The organism is Microbacterium sp. NPDC056569 (genome assembly GCF_042793475.1).
GTDB lineage: Bacteria > Actinomycetota > Actinomycetes > Actinomycetales > Microbacteriaceae > Microbacterium.
The window spans coordinates 103,614-117,074 of the sequence record NZ_JBHTUV010000005.1 but is presented as its reverse complement, the minus strand read 5'-3'; the positions used below and the strand labels follow the sequence as shown (position 1 = coordinate 117,074).

At 67.6% G+C, this 13,461-nt stretch carries 15 protein-coding genes and 2 tRNA genes; 10 read left to right on the top strand and 7 right to left on the bottom strand.

The window, feature by feature from the left end; genetic code table 11:
• Positions 1–52: 52 nt before the first annotated feature.
• The 5 genes from ACFQ7C_RS07970 to ACFQ7C_RS07950 form a co-directional block, all read right to left on the bottom strand.
• Positions 53–730: an ATP-dependent Clp protease proteolytic subunit gene (locus ACFQ7C_RS07970; protein ID WP_378898969.1), complete on the bottom strand. Its 678-nt coding sequence runs from the start codon at positions 728–730 to the stop codon at positions 53–55.
• Between the two features lie 29 nt (positions 731–759).
• Positions 760–1,350 carry an ATP-dependent Clp protease proteolytic subunit gene (locus ACFQ7C_RS07965; RefSeq protein WP_376006484.1) on the bottom strand — a complete coding sequence of 197 codons (591 nt, stop codon included), beginning with the start codon at positions 1,348–1,350 and terminating at the stop codon, positions 760–762.
• A 166-nt stretch (positions 1,351–1,516) separates the two neighbouring features.
• Positions 1,517–3,031 (bottom strand): trigger factor, encoded by a 1,515-nt coding sequence (gene tig, locus ACFQ7C_RS07960; RefSeq protein ID WP_378898968.1) that lies wholly within the window; start codon positions 3,029–3,031, stop codon positions 1,517–1,519.
• A gap of 79 nt (positions 3,032–3,110) precedes the next feature.
• Positions 3,111–3,184 (bottom strand) — tRNA-Pro (locus ACFQ7C_RS07955).
• Between the two features lie 77 nt (positions 3,185–3,261).
• The gene (locus ACFQ7C_RS07950; RefSeq protein WP_378898967.1) at positions 3,262–3,639 is read right to left on the bottom strand and encodes a nuclear transport factor 2 family protein; all 378 of its coding nucleotides are present in this window, start codon (positions 3,637–3,639) and stop codon (positions 3,262–3,264) included.
• Positions 3,640–3,738: 99 nt separating this feature from the next.
• On the opposite strand from ACFQ7C_RS07950, the gene ACFQ7C_RS07945 reads away from it, so the two are divergent.
• The 9 genes from ACFQ7C_RS07945 to ACFQ7C_RS07905 all read left to right on the top strand — a co-directional run bounded on the left by ACFQ7C_RS07945 (position 3,739) and on the right by ACFQ7C_RS07905 (position 11,045).
• A tRNA-Gly gene (locus tag ACFQ7C_RS07945) sits at positions 3,739–3,812 on the top strand.
• 116 nt (positions 3,813–3,928) lie between these two features.
• Positions 3,929–5,293 carry a tyrosine-type recombinase/integrase gene (locus ACFQ7C_RS07940; protein WP_378898966.1) on the top strand — a complete coding sequence of 455 codons (1,365 nt, stop codon included), beginning with the start codon at positions 3,929–3,931 and terminating at the stop codon, positions 5,291–5,293.
• A 283-nt stretch (positions 5,294–5,576) separates the two neighbouring features.
• On the top strand, positions 5,577–5,807 hold the full coding sequence (locus ACFQ7C_RS07935; protein WP_378898965.1) for an excisionase family DNA-binding protein: 231 nt from the start codon (positions 5,577–5,579) through the stop codon (positions 5,805–5,807).
• A complete protein-coding gene (locus ACFQ7C_RS07930) occupies positions 5,804–6,103 on the top strand; it encodes a hypothetical protein (RefSeq protein ID WP_378898964.1) in 300 nt (99 codons plus the stop codon). Before ACFQ7C_RS07935 ends, ACFQ7C_RS07930 begins: the two co-directional genes overlap by 4 nt.
• Positions 6,100–6,381 (top strand): hypothetical protein, encoded by a 282-nt coding sequence (locus ACFQ7C_RS07925; RefSeq protein WP_378898963.1) that lies wholly within the window; start codon positions 6,100–6,102, stop codon positions 6,379–6,381. The genes ACFQ7C_RS07930 and ACFQ7C_RS07925 overlap by 4 nt, the downstream gene beginning before the upstream one ends.
• Positions 6,378–7,670 (top strand): phage/plasmid primase, P4 family, encoded by a 1,293-nt coding sequence (locus ACFQ7C_RS07920; RefSeq protein ID WP_378898962.1) that lies wholly within the window; start codon positions 6,378–6,380, stop codon positions 7,668–7,670. Before ACFQ7C_RS07925 ends, ACFQ7C_RS07920 begins: the two co-directional genes overlap by 4 nt.
• Before the next feature lie 972 nt (positions 7,671–8,642).
• On the top strand, positions 8,643–9,635 hold the full coding sequence (locus ACFQ7C_RS07915; protein ID WP_378898961.1) for a hypothetical protein: 993 nt from the start codon (positions 8,643–8,645) through the stop codon (positions 9,633–9,635).
• 67 nt (positions 9,636–9,702) lie between these two features.
• The gene (locus tag ACFQ7C_RS07910) at positions 9,703–10,770 is read left to right on the top strand and encodes a hypothetical protein (protein ID WP_378898960.1); all 1,068 of its coding nucleotides are present in this window, start codon (positions 9,703–9,705) and stop codon (positions 10,768–10,770) included.
• Positions 10,770–11,045: a hypothetical protein gene (locus ACFQ7C_RS07905; protein ID WP_378898959.1), complete on the top strand. Its 276-nt coding sequence runs from the start codon at positions 10,770–10,772 to the stop codon at positions 11,043–11,045. The genes ACFQ7C_RS07910 and ACFQ7C_RS07905 overlap by 1 nt, the downstream gene beginning before the upstream one ends.
• Before the next feature lie 59 nt (positions 11,046–11,104).
• On the opposite strand, the gene ACFQ7C_RS07900 is transcribed toward ACFQ7C_RS07905, so the two are convergent.
• On the bottom strand, positions 11,105–11,350 hold the full coding sequence (locus tag ACFQ7C_RS07900) for a hypothetical protein (protein ID WP_378898958.1): 246 nt from the start codon (positions 11,348–11,350) through the stop codon (positions 11,105–11,107).
• 370 nt (positions 11,351–11,720) lie between these two features.
• Positions 11,721–12,941 carry a tyrosine-type recombinase/integrase gene (locus tag ACFQ7C_RS07895; RefSeq protein WP_378898957.1) on the bottom strand — a complete coding sequence of 407 codons (1,221 nt, stop codon included), beginning with the start codon at positions 12,939–12,941 and terminating at the stop codon, positions 11,721–11,723.
• 78 nt (positions 12,942–13,019) lie between these two features.
• Here ACFQ7C_RS07895 and ACFQ7C_RS07890 point away from each other — a divergent pair, with 78 nt between their 5' ends.
• Positions 13,020–13,187, top strand: a complete 168-nt coding sequence (locus ACFQ7C_RS07890) for a hypothetical protein (protein ID WP_378898956.1) — start codon at positions 13,020–13,022, stop codon at positions 13,185–13,187.
• Positions 13,188–13,461 lie beyond the last annotated feature (274 nt).

Genomic DNA, 13,461 nt, shown 5'->3' with positions numbered 1-13,461 from the left:
CGGAAAACGGGTGGCGGGGCGCCGGTCTTTCCGCGGTGCGTCCGCGGATCGACTACTTCGTCAGGGCCTGCTGGCCGCGCTTGCGCGTGGTGAGCACCTGGTCGACGAGGCCGTACGCGACCCCCTCCTCCGCAGAGAGGATCTTGTCACGGTCGATGTCCTTGTTGACCTCGTCCTGCGTCTTGTTCGAGTGCTTCGCGAGCGTCTCCTCGAGCCAGGTGCGCATGCGGAGGATCTCCTGCGCCTGGATCTCGATGTCGGACGCCTGACCGTGACCGGCCTCACCCATCGCAGGCTGGTGGATCAGGATGCGCGCGTTCGGCAGCGCCAGGCGCTTGCCGGGCGCGCCGGCCGCCAGAAGCACCGCCGCGGCCGAAGCCGCCTGCCCGAGGACGACCGTCTGGATCTGCGGCGACACGTACTGCATGGTGTCGTAGATCGCCGTCATCGCGGTGAACGAGCCGCCGGGCGAGTTGATGTACATGATGATGTCGCGGTCGGGGTCCTGCGACTCGAGCACCAGCAGCTGGGCCATGACGTCGTCGGCCGACGCGTCGTCGACCTGGACGCCCAGGAAGATGACGCGGTCCTCGAACAGCTTGTTGTAGGGGTCCTGGCGCTTGTAGCCGTAGGCGGTGCGCTCCTCGAACTGCGGCAGGATGTAGCGGCTGCCGGGCATCTGGAGGCCCTGGGGCGCCAGCGCGGCGCCGCCGAAGGTGGGGGTCTGCATTCCGGGTTCTCTCTCTTTCGCCTTCGGGCTCAGCTGTCGGTGGCGGTGCCGCCGCCGCCGATGACGTCGGTCGCGGATTCGCGGATGTGGTCGACGAAGCCGTACTCCAGTGCTTCCTCGGCGCCGAACCAGCGATCGCGGTCACCGTCGGCGTTGATCTGCTCGACCGACTTGCCCGTCTGCTTGGCCGTGATCTCGGCGAGGCGCTTCTTCATGTCGAGGATCAGCTGCGCCTGCGTCTGGATGTCGCTGGCGGTGCCGCCGAAGCCACCGTGCGGCTGGTGCAGGAGCACGCGGGCGTTGGGCGTGATGTAGCGCTTGCCCTTGGTGCCCGCGGTCAGCAGGAGCTGGCCCATCGAGGCGGCCATGCCGATGCCCACGGTCACGATGTCGTTGGGCACGAACTGCATGGTGTCGTAGATCGCCATGCCCGCGGTGATCGACCCGCCGGGCGAGTTGATGTAGAGGTAGATGTCCTTCTCGGAGTCCTCGGCGGCGAGAAGCAGGATCTTCGCGCAGATCTCGTTGGCGTTGTCGTCACGCACCTCCGACCCCAGCCAGATGATGCGGTCCTTCAGCAGCCGGTCGAAGACGCTGGTCGCGACAAGTGGTTCGGCCATGTGTACTCCTGTTTCCTTGGGTCGCCATCGAATCTACCGGCGCCCCGCGAACGACCCGCCCGTGTTCGCCCTGGGCAGAGCGACACATGCCAGAAGAGGACGGATGCTGCAGCATCCGTCCTCTTCCGTCAATCGGTCACCGCGCGGGTGCCGGCCGAAACGAGTGTCACTCGGCGTCGGCGGCCTTCTTGGCGGGCGCCTTCTTCGCGGCCGGCTTCTTGGCCGGAGCCTTCTCGGCGGCGGCCTCGTCCTCGGTGGCGGCCTTCTTCGCGGCGGGCTTGCGGGCGGGAGCCTTCTTGGCGGGCTTCTCAGCCGCCGCGGCCTCCTCGGCCTCGATCACGGCGTCGGCGTCGGCCGCGGCATCCGCGATCTCCTCCGCCTCCTCGACGACCTCTTCCTCGTCCTCGGTGGCGACGAAGCCGCTGAGGTCGACGGGCTTGCCGTTCGTGTCGACCACGTTGACCTTGCCGAGCGCGACGGCCAGGGCCTTGTTGCGGGCGACCTCGCCGATGATCGCGGGGAGCTGGTTGCCCTCCTGCAGCGCGTTGACGAAGTCCTGCGGAGCCATGCCGTACTGGGCGGCCGACTGCACGAGGTACTGCGTGAGCTCGTCCTGCGAGACCTGCACGTTGACGGTCTCGGCGATCTTGTCGAGCAGCATCTGCGTCTTGAACTGCTTCTCGCTGGCCTCGGCGACCTCGGCGCGGTGGACGTCGTCCTCGAGGCGGCCCTCGCCCTCGAGGTGGTTGTGAACCTCGTCCTCGATGAGCTGCGGCGGCACCGGGATCTCGACCTGCTCGAGCAGCGTCTCGATCAGCTTGTCGCGCGCAGCCGAGCCCTGCGTGAAGGCGCCCTGCTGGCCGACGCGCTCCTTGAGGCTGTCGCGCAGCTCGGCGATGGTGTCGAACTCGCTGGCGATCTGCGCGAAGTCGTCGTCGGCCTCGGGAAGCTCGCGCTCCTTGACGGCCTTGACGGTCACCGACACCTCGGCCTCTTCGCCGGCGTGGTCGCCGCCGACGAGCTTCGAGCGGAAGGTGGTGTCCTCACCGGCGGTGAGCGAGTCGATGGCCTCGTCGATGCCCTCGAGGAGCTCGCCCGAGCCCACCTCGTACGAGACGCCCTCGGCGCGGTCGATCTCGGCGCTGTCGATGGTGGCGACGAGGTCCAGCTCGACGAAGTCGCCGGTCGCGGCCGGACGGTCGACGGTCACGAGGGTGCCGAAGCGGCTGCGGAGGCGGTCGAGCTCCTCGTCGATCGCGGCCTCGTCGACCTCGACGGCGTCGACCTCGACAGTGGTGCCCTCGAACGACGGCAGGTCGAAGTCGGGACGCACGTCGACCTCGACGGTGACCTCGAGGTCGCCCGAGAAGTCCTTCTCGTTCGGCCACTCGGTGACCTCGGCCGAGGGACGGCCCAGCACGCGCAGCTCGTGGGCGGCGGCGGCCTCGCGGTAGAAGGTGTCGAGACCTTCGCTGACGGCGTGCTCCAGCACGGCGACGCGGCCGATGCGCTGGTCGATGATCGGCGCGGGCACCTTGCCCTTGCGGAAGCCGGGGATCTGCACGTCCTGCGCGATGTGCTCGTACGCGTGCTTGATCGACGGCTTGAGCTCGTCGGGGCTGACCGTGATGTGCAGCTTCACCCGGGTCGGGCTGAGCTTCTCGACGGTGCTGTTCACCATGCCTGTACTTCTCCTCTATCGGACCGCGCGAGGACGCGGCGGTTGAAGGTCTGGGTTCGGAATTCCGTGGGCCGTGATGTCGGGGCGACAGGATTTGAACCTGCGGCCTCCCGCTCCCAAAGCGGGCGCTCTACCAAGCTGAGCTACGCCCCGGGCGGGTTCGCACGCGTGCGTGCGCCTTTCGGCCCCGAGAAGTCTAGCCGACGCGCCCGGGACGTTCCTGCGCCGCCCTACATCCGCTCCACCCAGGCGGCGCGCCACTCGGGCGCAGGGAACGGCTTGGTCCAGTAGGCGGTCTCCTTGGCGATGAGTCCGTCTCGCAGCTCGAAGACGAACACCGTCTGGTACGGATCGCCGTCGCCGTAGTCGAGGTCCGCCTCGAGCACCCACAGATCCTGCGCACCTGTGAAGCGACGCGGCCTGATGGCCGGGAGCTGCGGAAACGCGCTGTAGATCGCACGCCGGTTGTCTGCGCCCACGATGCGCTCCCCCGACTGCGGCCATTCGATGACGGCGTCGTCGCGGAAGACGTCGTCCATGCCGGCGACGTCGCCCGCGTTGAGCGTGGCGACGAGCGCCTCCACGACCTGCCTGCCCGTGCGTTCCATCACCGGCTCCTTCGCTCGGCCGCGCACCGGAACCGCGGGTCGGAACGGGATGGCCCTCGCGATGTAATACGATTGGTCGGTGCCCGTCAGCGGGCGCGCGGGGATGTAGCTCAATGGTAGAGCCTCAGTCTTCCAAACTGATGGTGCGGGTTCGATTCCCGTCATCCCCTCCAACCGTCTAGGCCCGGAATCTCAAGGGAATCCGGCCCACCCGGGCGGCGAGGCTGAGAGCGAGTTAAGCCCCTCTCGTGGACTCACGTGGACTCACGTGACGATTCGAGGGGTCACGATGACTCAGAAGACTCGCCGAGCACCCGGCGCATGGGGCACCGCCGAGCAGCTTCCCAGCGGCCGATGGCGTGCGTTCTACCGCAGGGACGGCGCCAAGTTCGGCGCTCCGCACACCTTCGCAACCAAGGCCGACGCGCAAGCGTGGCTGGCCGGCGAGCATTCCGACCGCAGCCGCGGCACCTGGCACGATCCGCGCTCGGGCCGGGTCACCGTCGCCGACTACTCCGCCACCTGGTTGGACTCCCGCCCCGACCTGTCGCCGCGGACCGCGAACAACTACCGCGAGCTGTTGCGCCGATGGATCCTCCCCCGCGTGGGCGGGGCCCGCGGCGTCGAGCTCGGCGCGTTCGCGCTCGGCGACCTGAGCCCCGCTGTGATCCGCACCTGGTACGCGAGCCTCTTCGCCGCGACCCGTGAGAACGCCGAGCGGGTGCGGGCGCGCGAGCACGAACGCAGCGCGCACCCGGCGCGGCTCTGGGCGAAGGCGCGCGGGCTTGCCGTGGCCGACAGCGGACGAATGTCGCCGGCCGTGCTCGAGCAATGGCGCCGCGCGGGCTCACCGCTGCCGGCGCCCACGCGAGGAGGGGCCGCCACGGAGATACCGCAGGCGGCGGGACGCTCCACCGCGGCGCACGCCTACAGCGTGCTGCGCACCATGCTGAACACCGCCGTGCAGGACGGCCTCATCGCGACCAGCCCGTGCCAGCTCGCCGGCGCCGGAACGCAGCGGCCGCGGGAACGCCGACCCGCCAGCCCCGAGGAAGTCGCGCAGCTCGCCGCCGTCATGCCGGCGGAGTTCGCCGCAGCGGTCACCCTGGCGGCATGGTCATCGCTGCGCCACGGCGAGCTGTTCGCCCTCGCGCGCCGCCACGTCGACCTCGAGGCGCGCACTGTGCGCGTCGAGCGCGCCCTGCTAGCGCTGCCCGGCCATCCTGTCGAGTTCGCCCCGCCCAAGACCGCGAAGAGTCGGCGCACGGTTCACCTCCCCGCCTTCGTCGTCGACACCCTGCGCGCACACATCGACGCGCACGTGAGCGCCAGCCCCGACGCGCTGCTGTTCACCATGCCCGATGGTCACTCCCCCGTCACCACGTTCCGGACCTCCGCCCTGCTCAAGAAAGCGCGCGCAGTGATCGACCGGCCAGACCTCACCTGGCACGACCTCCGCCACACCGGTGCAACTCTCGCCTACCGCACCGGTGCCAGCGTGCCCGAGGTGCAGGCGCGACTCGGGCACACCACCATGCGCGCCGCACTCATCTACGCCCACGCCGCCGACGACTCCGACCGCGTGCTCGCCGACCGGCTCGACGAGATGTTCGCGGCGTCCGCGGCACCGGCACGACGCCTGAAAGCCCTGTGACACGCGGGCGACTGTAGAACATCTACCAAGGGCGCGCCGTGGTGTGTTATGGTCTCCACAAGGCAGCGCGGGTCTTCCCCCAAGGAGACACCCGAGAGGTAACCAGTCCTCGGGCAGATTCAGGCGAACGTGAATGCGCTGGGCGAGTCCCTCCGACCGAGTCCACATCGGTCGACGCGGGTGACGAGTCGGGATCGACCCCGGCGTCTGTGAGACCTCCACGGAATGAGGGCGGAGCGCGGGATTCCATACCCGCCTCCACATCCCGTGGGAGGTTCCCGCCTTGTCGACCCCAACCGCACTGCGACCGCAGACCGGCGCCGATGACGTCCTGCTCTGGGACGTGGACACCGCCGCCCGCGAGACCGGCCTGACCTCGAGGTACATGCGCCGCCTCGTCGACGAACGACGCATCCCGACCGTGAAACTCGGACGCCTCGTCCGGGTGCGCCCCGCCGACGTACGCGCCTACATCGAGGCCAACACGCGCCCCGCCCGCGAGGCCCTCCGATGAGCGGCCGCATCGGTGATCTGCTCCCGGTGCCAAGTCTGCGGCCGTACCTGCATGACCAGAACGCCCCGCTGACAGCCCAGTACACGTGGACGATGCTGCACCTGCTGCCGGCGGACGCCACCCGCAACCTCGGCGCCCGTGCCTTCCGCACAGCGCAGCACGAGTTCTGGGCAGCGCGCGGGCTGCAACTCGCCGCGACGCGGCGCGACATCCAGACCGGCCTCGCCTTCCTTGCCGCCGTCGGGGCCATCGACCCGAGCGCGCGCGGCTTCGATGAGGGGACGGGCCAGCGATGACCTCGCCCACCGCTCGCCCGCTCGGCACGGTCGTTACCATCGACCTCCGCCGCACCCGCGGTAACCGCTACGCGGCGTCCGCCTGGCAGACGCGCCACACAATCCGACACCAGCTCGCCGAGTTGCAGCCGAGCGACGTCGTCAAGCTCAAGGTGAACCGTTGGTCCCTTGTCTCCGACGTGTTCGGGCTCATCCCGACGGGCACGAGGGTGCAGGTCTCAGCCGACGCCTTCACCACCGTTCGCGACTGGGAGCGTGCCCTCGAGGTCCGCCGATGACGGGCCGGGACGCGGCGAGCCTCGTCGGCGCCGATGGCAAGCTCGACGCGGTCCTCGTCGCGGAGTACATCGCCCCAGACATGGGGCGCGGGCTCGACGGCGACTACTACGAGTACCGCAACGGCGTCTATCGCCGCGATCCCGACCTCGTCACCAAGCGCGTCGCAGCGGCGCTCGGCTCGAAGTATTCCGCGACACTGCAAAAGCAGGTCGAGGCACACCTGCTCAACCTGTGGATCCCTGAGGTCGGCGTGCGTGACCTGCCCAGCGGCTACCTCGACTACATCGTTCTGCGCAACGGCGTCTACCACTGGCGGCGCGACGAGCTCGAGGCGCACAGCCCGCTGCTGGGTGCGCTTACCTGCCTGCCGATCGTCCACGCCGCCGGCGCGCGCCCGTTCAACTTCGACACGTGGCTCGAGCAGGTGCTCGGCGACGAGCCCGAACTCATCCGCCACGTCTGGGAGGTCATCGGATACGTGCTGCTGACCGGGAACCCGTTGCAGAAGATCGTGCTACTGCACGGCGAGGGCGGCAACGGCAAGGGCACCATGCTGCGCGTGCTGCGCCGCCTGCTCGGCGAAGACAACTACTCGTCGCTATCCCTGCACACCCTCGTCGAAGACCGGTTCGCCGCGGCCGGCCTGTACGGCGTGATCGCAAACATCTCCGGCGACCTGTCCAGCCGGTTCGTCAACGAGCCCGAGATCCTCAAGCAGATCACCGGCGGCGACTCCATCACCACCGCACGAAAGTACGGCCAGCACTTCACGTTCGTCCCCTACGCCGTGCCGATCTTCGCCGCCAACGAGTACTTCCGCACGTCCGATTCCTCGTATGGATGGCGGCGTCGGTGGGAAGTGATCGACTTCACTCGCGACGTCTCCAAGCTCGGCCACTTCGATGAGCAGATCCTGTTCGACGAGCTGCCCGGCATCTTCAACGCCGCGATGGACGGACTTCGCCGGCTCATGGAGCGCGGCCGTTTCGCCCCACCGCAGATCGCAGTCGCCGCGACGCAACGACTGCACGACAGTGCGGACCCGTTCATGATCTGGCTCGAGGACGACGAGAACGTCCGACGCGGACCCGACGAGTACTCGCCCCGCGCCGACGTGTACACCCGCTACTCGCGCTGGTGCCGCAGCAACGGGTACCAGCCACTCGCGTCGGGACCCTTCGGGAACAGGCTCAAGGGCATCGGTATCACCACCTCGCAGTCTCGCGCCGGAGGACAGTACGTGCGCCACTACAACGGCATCAGCGTGATGCTCACCCCGACCGACTGAGGATCACCGCCATGACCACCGCCAACGACCACCCGGGTGCTACCGAACCTGCTACCTGCGCCTGCTACCTGGCCCCCCGCACCCCCAATTCAGCCATCACTGACACGGTGGCGGATGGCGAAAACGGGGCGGGTAGCAGGCTCGGTAGCACCCGCGTAGCAGGTGAGGTAGCAGGTGCGATCCCTTGTCCCGACTGGGATGTAGCAGGCGTAGCAGGTACCTCCCATTTCCTTCACGTAAGAGAGGTGAGTAAGGAGGGGTTGGGCTCCTACGTGCTACGGGTGCTACGTGCCTCGTCGCAGCCGCTCGAGCCCGCCGAAGGTAGCAGGCTCGGTAGCACCCGCGTAGCAGGTGAGGTAGCAGGTGCGATCCCTTGTCCCGACTGGGATGTAGCAGGCGTAGCACCCGCACCGCGAACTTCTTTGACGGGAAAGGTGACAACTCCCGCCTTGGCAGCAGGATCTCTCTCTCAGGGAGAGGGTTCCCGAGACGACGCCGCGCTCCATCTACCCGCGGAATCCCCCCTCAGCAAAGACCGGATTCGGGCCGATCTCGCCGGGTCTCCGAAGACACCGACCGATCGCGCGCAGCACGCCTGCGAGTGCGGCAAAGCCGCCCAGATTCTCGCGACACGAGAGTGTCGGCGCTGCTACGACCGACGCCGCCGTGACGCCCGACGAGAGCGGACTGCCGAGGCCGCAGCTCGCGAGGCGCGCGCGCGGAGGAATGCGCTGTACGCCACCGCTTGCAGCTACGACGCCGCGCACGCGCGGGTGCGGACTGCTCGAGGCGCCGCGGCCGACTGGCACTGCGCACGTTGCGGCAAGCGCGCCGAGCAGTGGTCCTACGTCGGCGGGTCGCCGCGCGAGATTCGTGGCGTCCGCACCTTCCATCGCCGCGGCCGGCTGATTGAGGCGGAGCGCGCCTGGTCACCCGACCCTGCGGACTACGTCGCTCTTTGCAGAGAGTGCCATGGCCGCGAGACGGATCCCGCGTACGGACGCGGCTACCGTCACGACCCGCAAGCCCGAGCGGCGTACGCCGAGCGACAGAGCGCCTACCGCGCCGAATGGTGGGCAGCTCTCAAGGCAGATCCCGTTCGCCATGCGGGGTATCTCGAACGCAAGCGCCGGAACAACCTCGGCAGGCTCCAACCGCCTGCCAGCGAACCCCCGCAGTAACCAACACAGGAGGAAACAGAAAATGAGCATCTTCACCCGCACTCCCGTCGACTCTCCCGCCGCGGCCAGCGCTGCCGTCGAAGCCGTCCACCCCGGCCTACCGGTCGGCTATGACGACGAGCAGGGCGTGTACTTCGTGCCTGACGCCGACCGCCCGTTCTACGCGCCGCAGCTCGAGAAGGCGAAGCATCGAGCCCGTCGGGACATCGGTGCCGCCGATACAGTCGCGTGGTCACATGCACGCGAGCTGGCCCGCGCGGCCGCTTTCGCCGAGTTCGGCCCGCGCCCGGAGAGCCCGTCGGAATCCGCACGTCGGTTCATCCCCGACACCGACTTGGGCGTGCTCGCCGAGATCGATGCGCGCCAGGCATCGTGGGACGCCTTCGTGGATTCGTGGATTGCTGAGCACGCACCCGAGGTCGAGCGTCGGCGGATCGCGTTCCACCTCATCCAGCTCGAGCTTGCTCAGTTGGCACGCGCTCAGAGTGAGAACCGCGAGCACGTCGCGGCCGATCACCGCCGCCGTGACACCTGCCCGGTGTGCGGCGAGTGCGACCCGGCCGTGAACGGACCGGTGACGATGCGCGACCTGGTCAACGCTGCCGCGAACCAGAACACCCGCACCCGACCCTTCACGTCTTGCGTGGCGTGCTTCGACGTCAAGCGGCAGCTCGTTCTCGAGGATTGGGCGAAGGCCCGTGTGCAGGGCGGGCGGACACGTCGCGAGCTGCTCGCCGGTCCGATCAGCAGCTCGTTCTCGTCGATCGACGGACGCTCCAACTAACCCACGAACCGGGGGTGCGGGTTCCCTCCTTCCCGCACCTCCACCTCTCCCCGCAGAAAGGCAAGACATGGCACTCAAGCTCGATATCCTCGCGAACACTCGCCAGTTCGTGTCAGAAATGAAGAAGGCCGGCGCGTCGACCGAAGAAATTAGCGACGCGCTCAATGACGTCGCTCGTGACGGACAGAGCATGGGAGGCAAGCTCGAGAAGACCTTCCGCGAGTTGGCGAAGGCCGGAGAGAAGGCTGGCTCTGACGTCAAGAAGGGTGTCGGTGACGGCCTCCGCGATGTCAGTGACGAGGCGAAACAATCTGGACGCGAGGCCGCCGCATCATTCTCGGGCGAATGGACCGATGTCGGCGATTTCGTGCAGGAGACAGTAGCCAATGGCCTGAGCGGCTTCGGACCGATCGGTACCGCCGCCGGCATCGCGGCAGCAGCTGGCCTCGGAGTCGTCCTGACCGCGCTCGGTGACCAGGCCGCGGCTACCGATGAGCTCAAGCAGAAGTTCATCGACCTCTACAAGTCCGCCGCGGAGGAAGGACGCACCTTTCTCACCGAGGCCGAGATACAGTCGCTTGCCATCGACCTCTACTTCGATCCGAGCAAGCGGGAAGCGGCGCGCAAGGACGCCGAGAAGCTCGGTGTTGACCTCCAGACCGCCATTCGGGCGCAGGCCGGCGATCAGGACGCACTCGCCGCCATCATTGCCAAGGGCAACGAGGAAATCGACCGCGGCACCGAGAAAATGCGCGCAAAGGCCGAAGCGGGCCAGAACGTGTTTGACCTGGAGACCGCCTCCGTCGCCAACCTGGAGGCACTAGTCGGTAAATACGAGTCCATTCTTGGCATCCAGAAAGACAACGAACAGGCCGCACGGGAGGTCAAGGAACTCCAAGACACGATGGCGCGCGAGACGCTCGAGAACACCAAGCGCGCGCAGCATGCGGATCAGACTCGGTGGGAGGCGCTGGGCGAGCACTACCAGCGCATCAAGGACGCGGCGGCAGCGGGTATTGACATCCCTGTGCGCGCTGACACGTCGCGCCTGCATGCCGCCATCGATCAAGCGCGCCGTGAGGGCGCGCGTGGGGTCGACATCATCGTGCGTCCCGGGAAGGTGATCTGGGACTGATGGCGATCACGACCGACGACGTCCTGGACATCATTCCTCGATCGTTCACCGACCGCGAGTGGGGCCAACGCCTCTCGAAAATGCTGGCATCGCAGGGTTTCCGACCGGCACGCGGCCTCGAATCGTCGCACCGCGATGACGCTGAGTCGCTGATCGCTCCATACCTGGTTGCTGTGGCGGCGATCTGGCAACTCTCGGCGGTCATGGAACGCCCGATCCCGGAAGTCATTCGCGATCTGAAGGCCGATCTCCTGTTGGCGTATCCCGAGATATAGGGAAACCGCCCCCCGGAAGGTCGCGCTGATTCAGTGTCAACGTTCGTCCTGACACTGAATCAGCGCGCGCAGAGCTCAGCGGCGTCCGTGATCTGATCGAGGTATAGGTCAAGCTCCTCATCGGTCGTCACCGCTGCGGGCGGCTCGTCAGCGGCATAGCCTTGACGCGCCATGCAGTCCCGGTATCGCGCTTCCTCATCCTGAGCACGGATCGCGTTGATGAGGACCATCACCGAGATGATGGTCGCTATCAGGAGCGCAGCTAACACCCCACCAACCACCAGCACGAGCTTGTTCTTGATCATGGTGCGCAGTGACTCCCCCCATCCGTCAAGCCCAGCCCGGCTTGCGCATCTCAGCGCTTCTGAGCGCGCGTCGTCGAGGCGACTACCGCAATTGCGGCGACGATGTCGCCCAGTTTCTCAGACAGTTGGGCGAGTTTGTGACCACGGGCGACCACGGCCCCCGCGACGACTATCTCCCACACGTCAGGGCCACCACCAGATCGTGATCGGTAGAGGGCAGCACCGTGCGGCAGATCCGTTCCATCGTCCGCGTGAAGCCATGCCTCCGGCTCTGCTCCGTCGCCGCCGTGGTCGAGCCATCGGCCCCCGCACCATGGCAGTGGGCAGTCGATTCGTCGCAGCAGCTCGAGTGCGGCGTCCTCGTCCCTGCTCACGCGTTCACCGCCTCGACGAGTTCGCGCATCCGGTCATCCGCGACCTGCACGTACCTCTGAGTTGTCGCGGGCGAAGCGTGCCCGAGTAACCGCTGCACCGTGAAGACGTCACGGTTGACGTTGTACGCCCTCGTCGCGAATCGGTGGCGCAATGCATGCATGGTCACGCCGGGCGGCAGAATCGCGGCGATCTCCTTGCCGACGTACCGCGCCGACAGGTGTCCCTCAGAGCGCGCGTGCGCTTGCTTCTCGACGATCCGGCCCGGGAACACGTATCCCGGGCCGGCACCGCGCACAGCCGTCGCGAGCGAACGCGGCATCGGCACTCGACGGACCTTGCCGCCCTTTCCGTGCACCGTAAGCCACGCTGACCCGCGGTCATCATCGCGCAGGTCAGTCGTGTGCACACGTGCGACCTCGGCGCGCCTCAGCCCGAGCTCGGCCGCAAGGCGAAGCGCCAGCCTCCACCGTTCGTCCGCGCGCTCGAGCGCCTGCGCGTACTCGGCGTCCGTTGCCGGTCGCGCAACCGGGTCGCCGGCCTTCACCTTCGGCATGCGGGCGGTCGGATCCTCGTTCATCCGGCCGGTGTCGACCGCCCAGCCATAAAACGTCCGCAGCGCTGACTTCCGGCCGCGGCGTGTCTCCCTCGCCCATTGCTTGCCGGCCATCCACTCGAAGAGGTCATCCACTGTCACCGCGAACGGGTCGACGTGCGCGTGCGCCCGCGCGAATGTCCGCATCAGCTCGCCGTACGCGGCTACGGTCGTCGTCGCGACGCCCCGTGCCCACAAGTAGCGTTCAAACGCTACAAGCGGCGGCGCCCATGCCTCTGGCACGGGCTTGCGCAGCGCCGCGTGCCCGAGATGCTCGGTCGGGTCGACCGTCGCGCGCTGCGCCGCGACACCCCACCGGTAGAAGCTGCGCAGCGAGCCTCGCAGGCTGGTCGACGTCGACGGCGCCAGCGACTCGAGGGACGCGACCCACCCTGTGACGTCCTCAGTGGTGACGTGCCACGGGTCGACGCGCGCGAACAGCGCGAAACGCCGTACATGCTTTGCCCGCTTCCGCCGCAAGCTCTCGCTCACGTTGCGGCTCGTCTGTGCCTCGTCCCATGCCTCGAGCGCTTCCAACCAACGGACTAGCGTACGCTCCTCGAGCGCGTGGGAACCGTGCCACATCCCCTTGGTGCTGGGTGGTATGGAGTGCTGAGTCATCATGCAGTGAGGGTAACTCAGTTACCTACCTAGACGCAACTGAGTTACCACATCCGTAGGAAACTCGGTTACCCTCTGCGTATGACGGCACTCGCTGAACTCACGCGCCTCGGTAATGACTGGCAGCGGCGCCCCGAGATCATCGACCGGGCTAGAGCCGAGGGTGCGACATGGCAGTCCATCGCGGATGCTCTCCACATGACGCCGCACGGCGTTCGCAAGCTGCATGCCACACTCCGCCGCGACTGACCGCAGCTCGCGGGCGGCGATGTGGGGCCCGGGATCGACGTGGACTCCCGTGGACTCCCGAACAGTGTTTAGCGGTAGTTCACGGTAAACACCGGTGGTGTCGTGTTAATCTGACATCCGCGTGATTCCGCGGAAAACGGCGGAATCACGCGGATAACCAAACGAGGGGCTTCGTTCTCTTCCAAACTGATGGTGCGGGTTCGATTCCCGTCATCCCCTCCACACGCCCGCGAGGCCGGCCGAAGGTCGCCCTCGCGGGCGTTTCGCGTTGTGC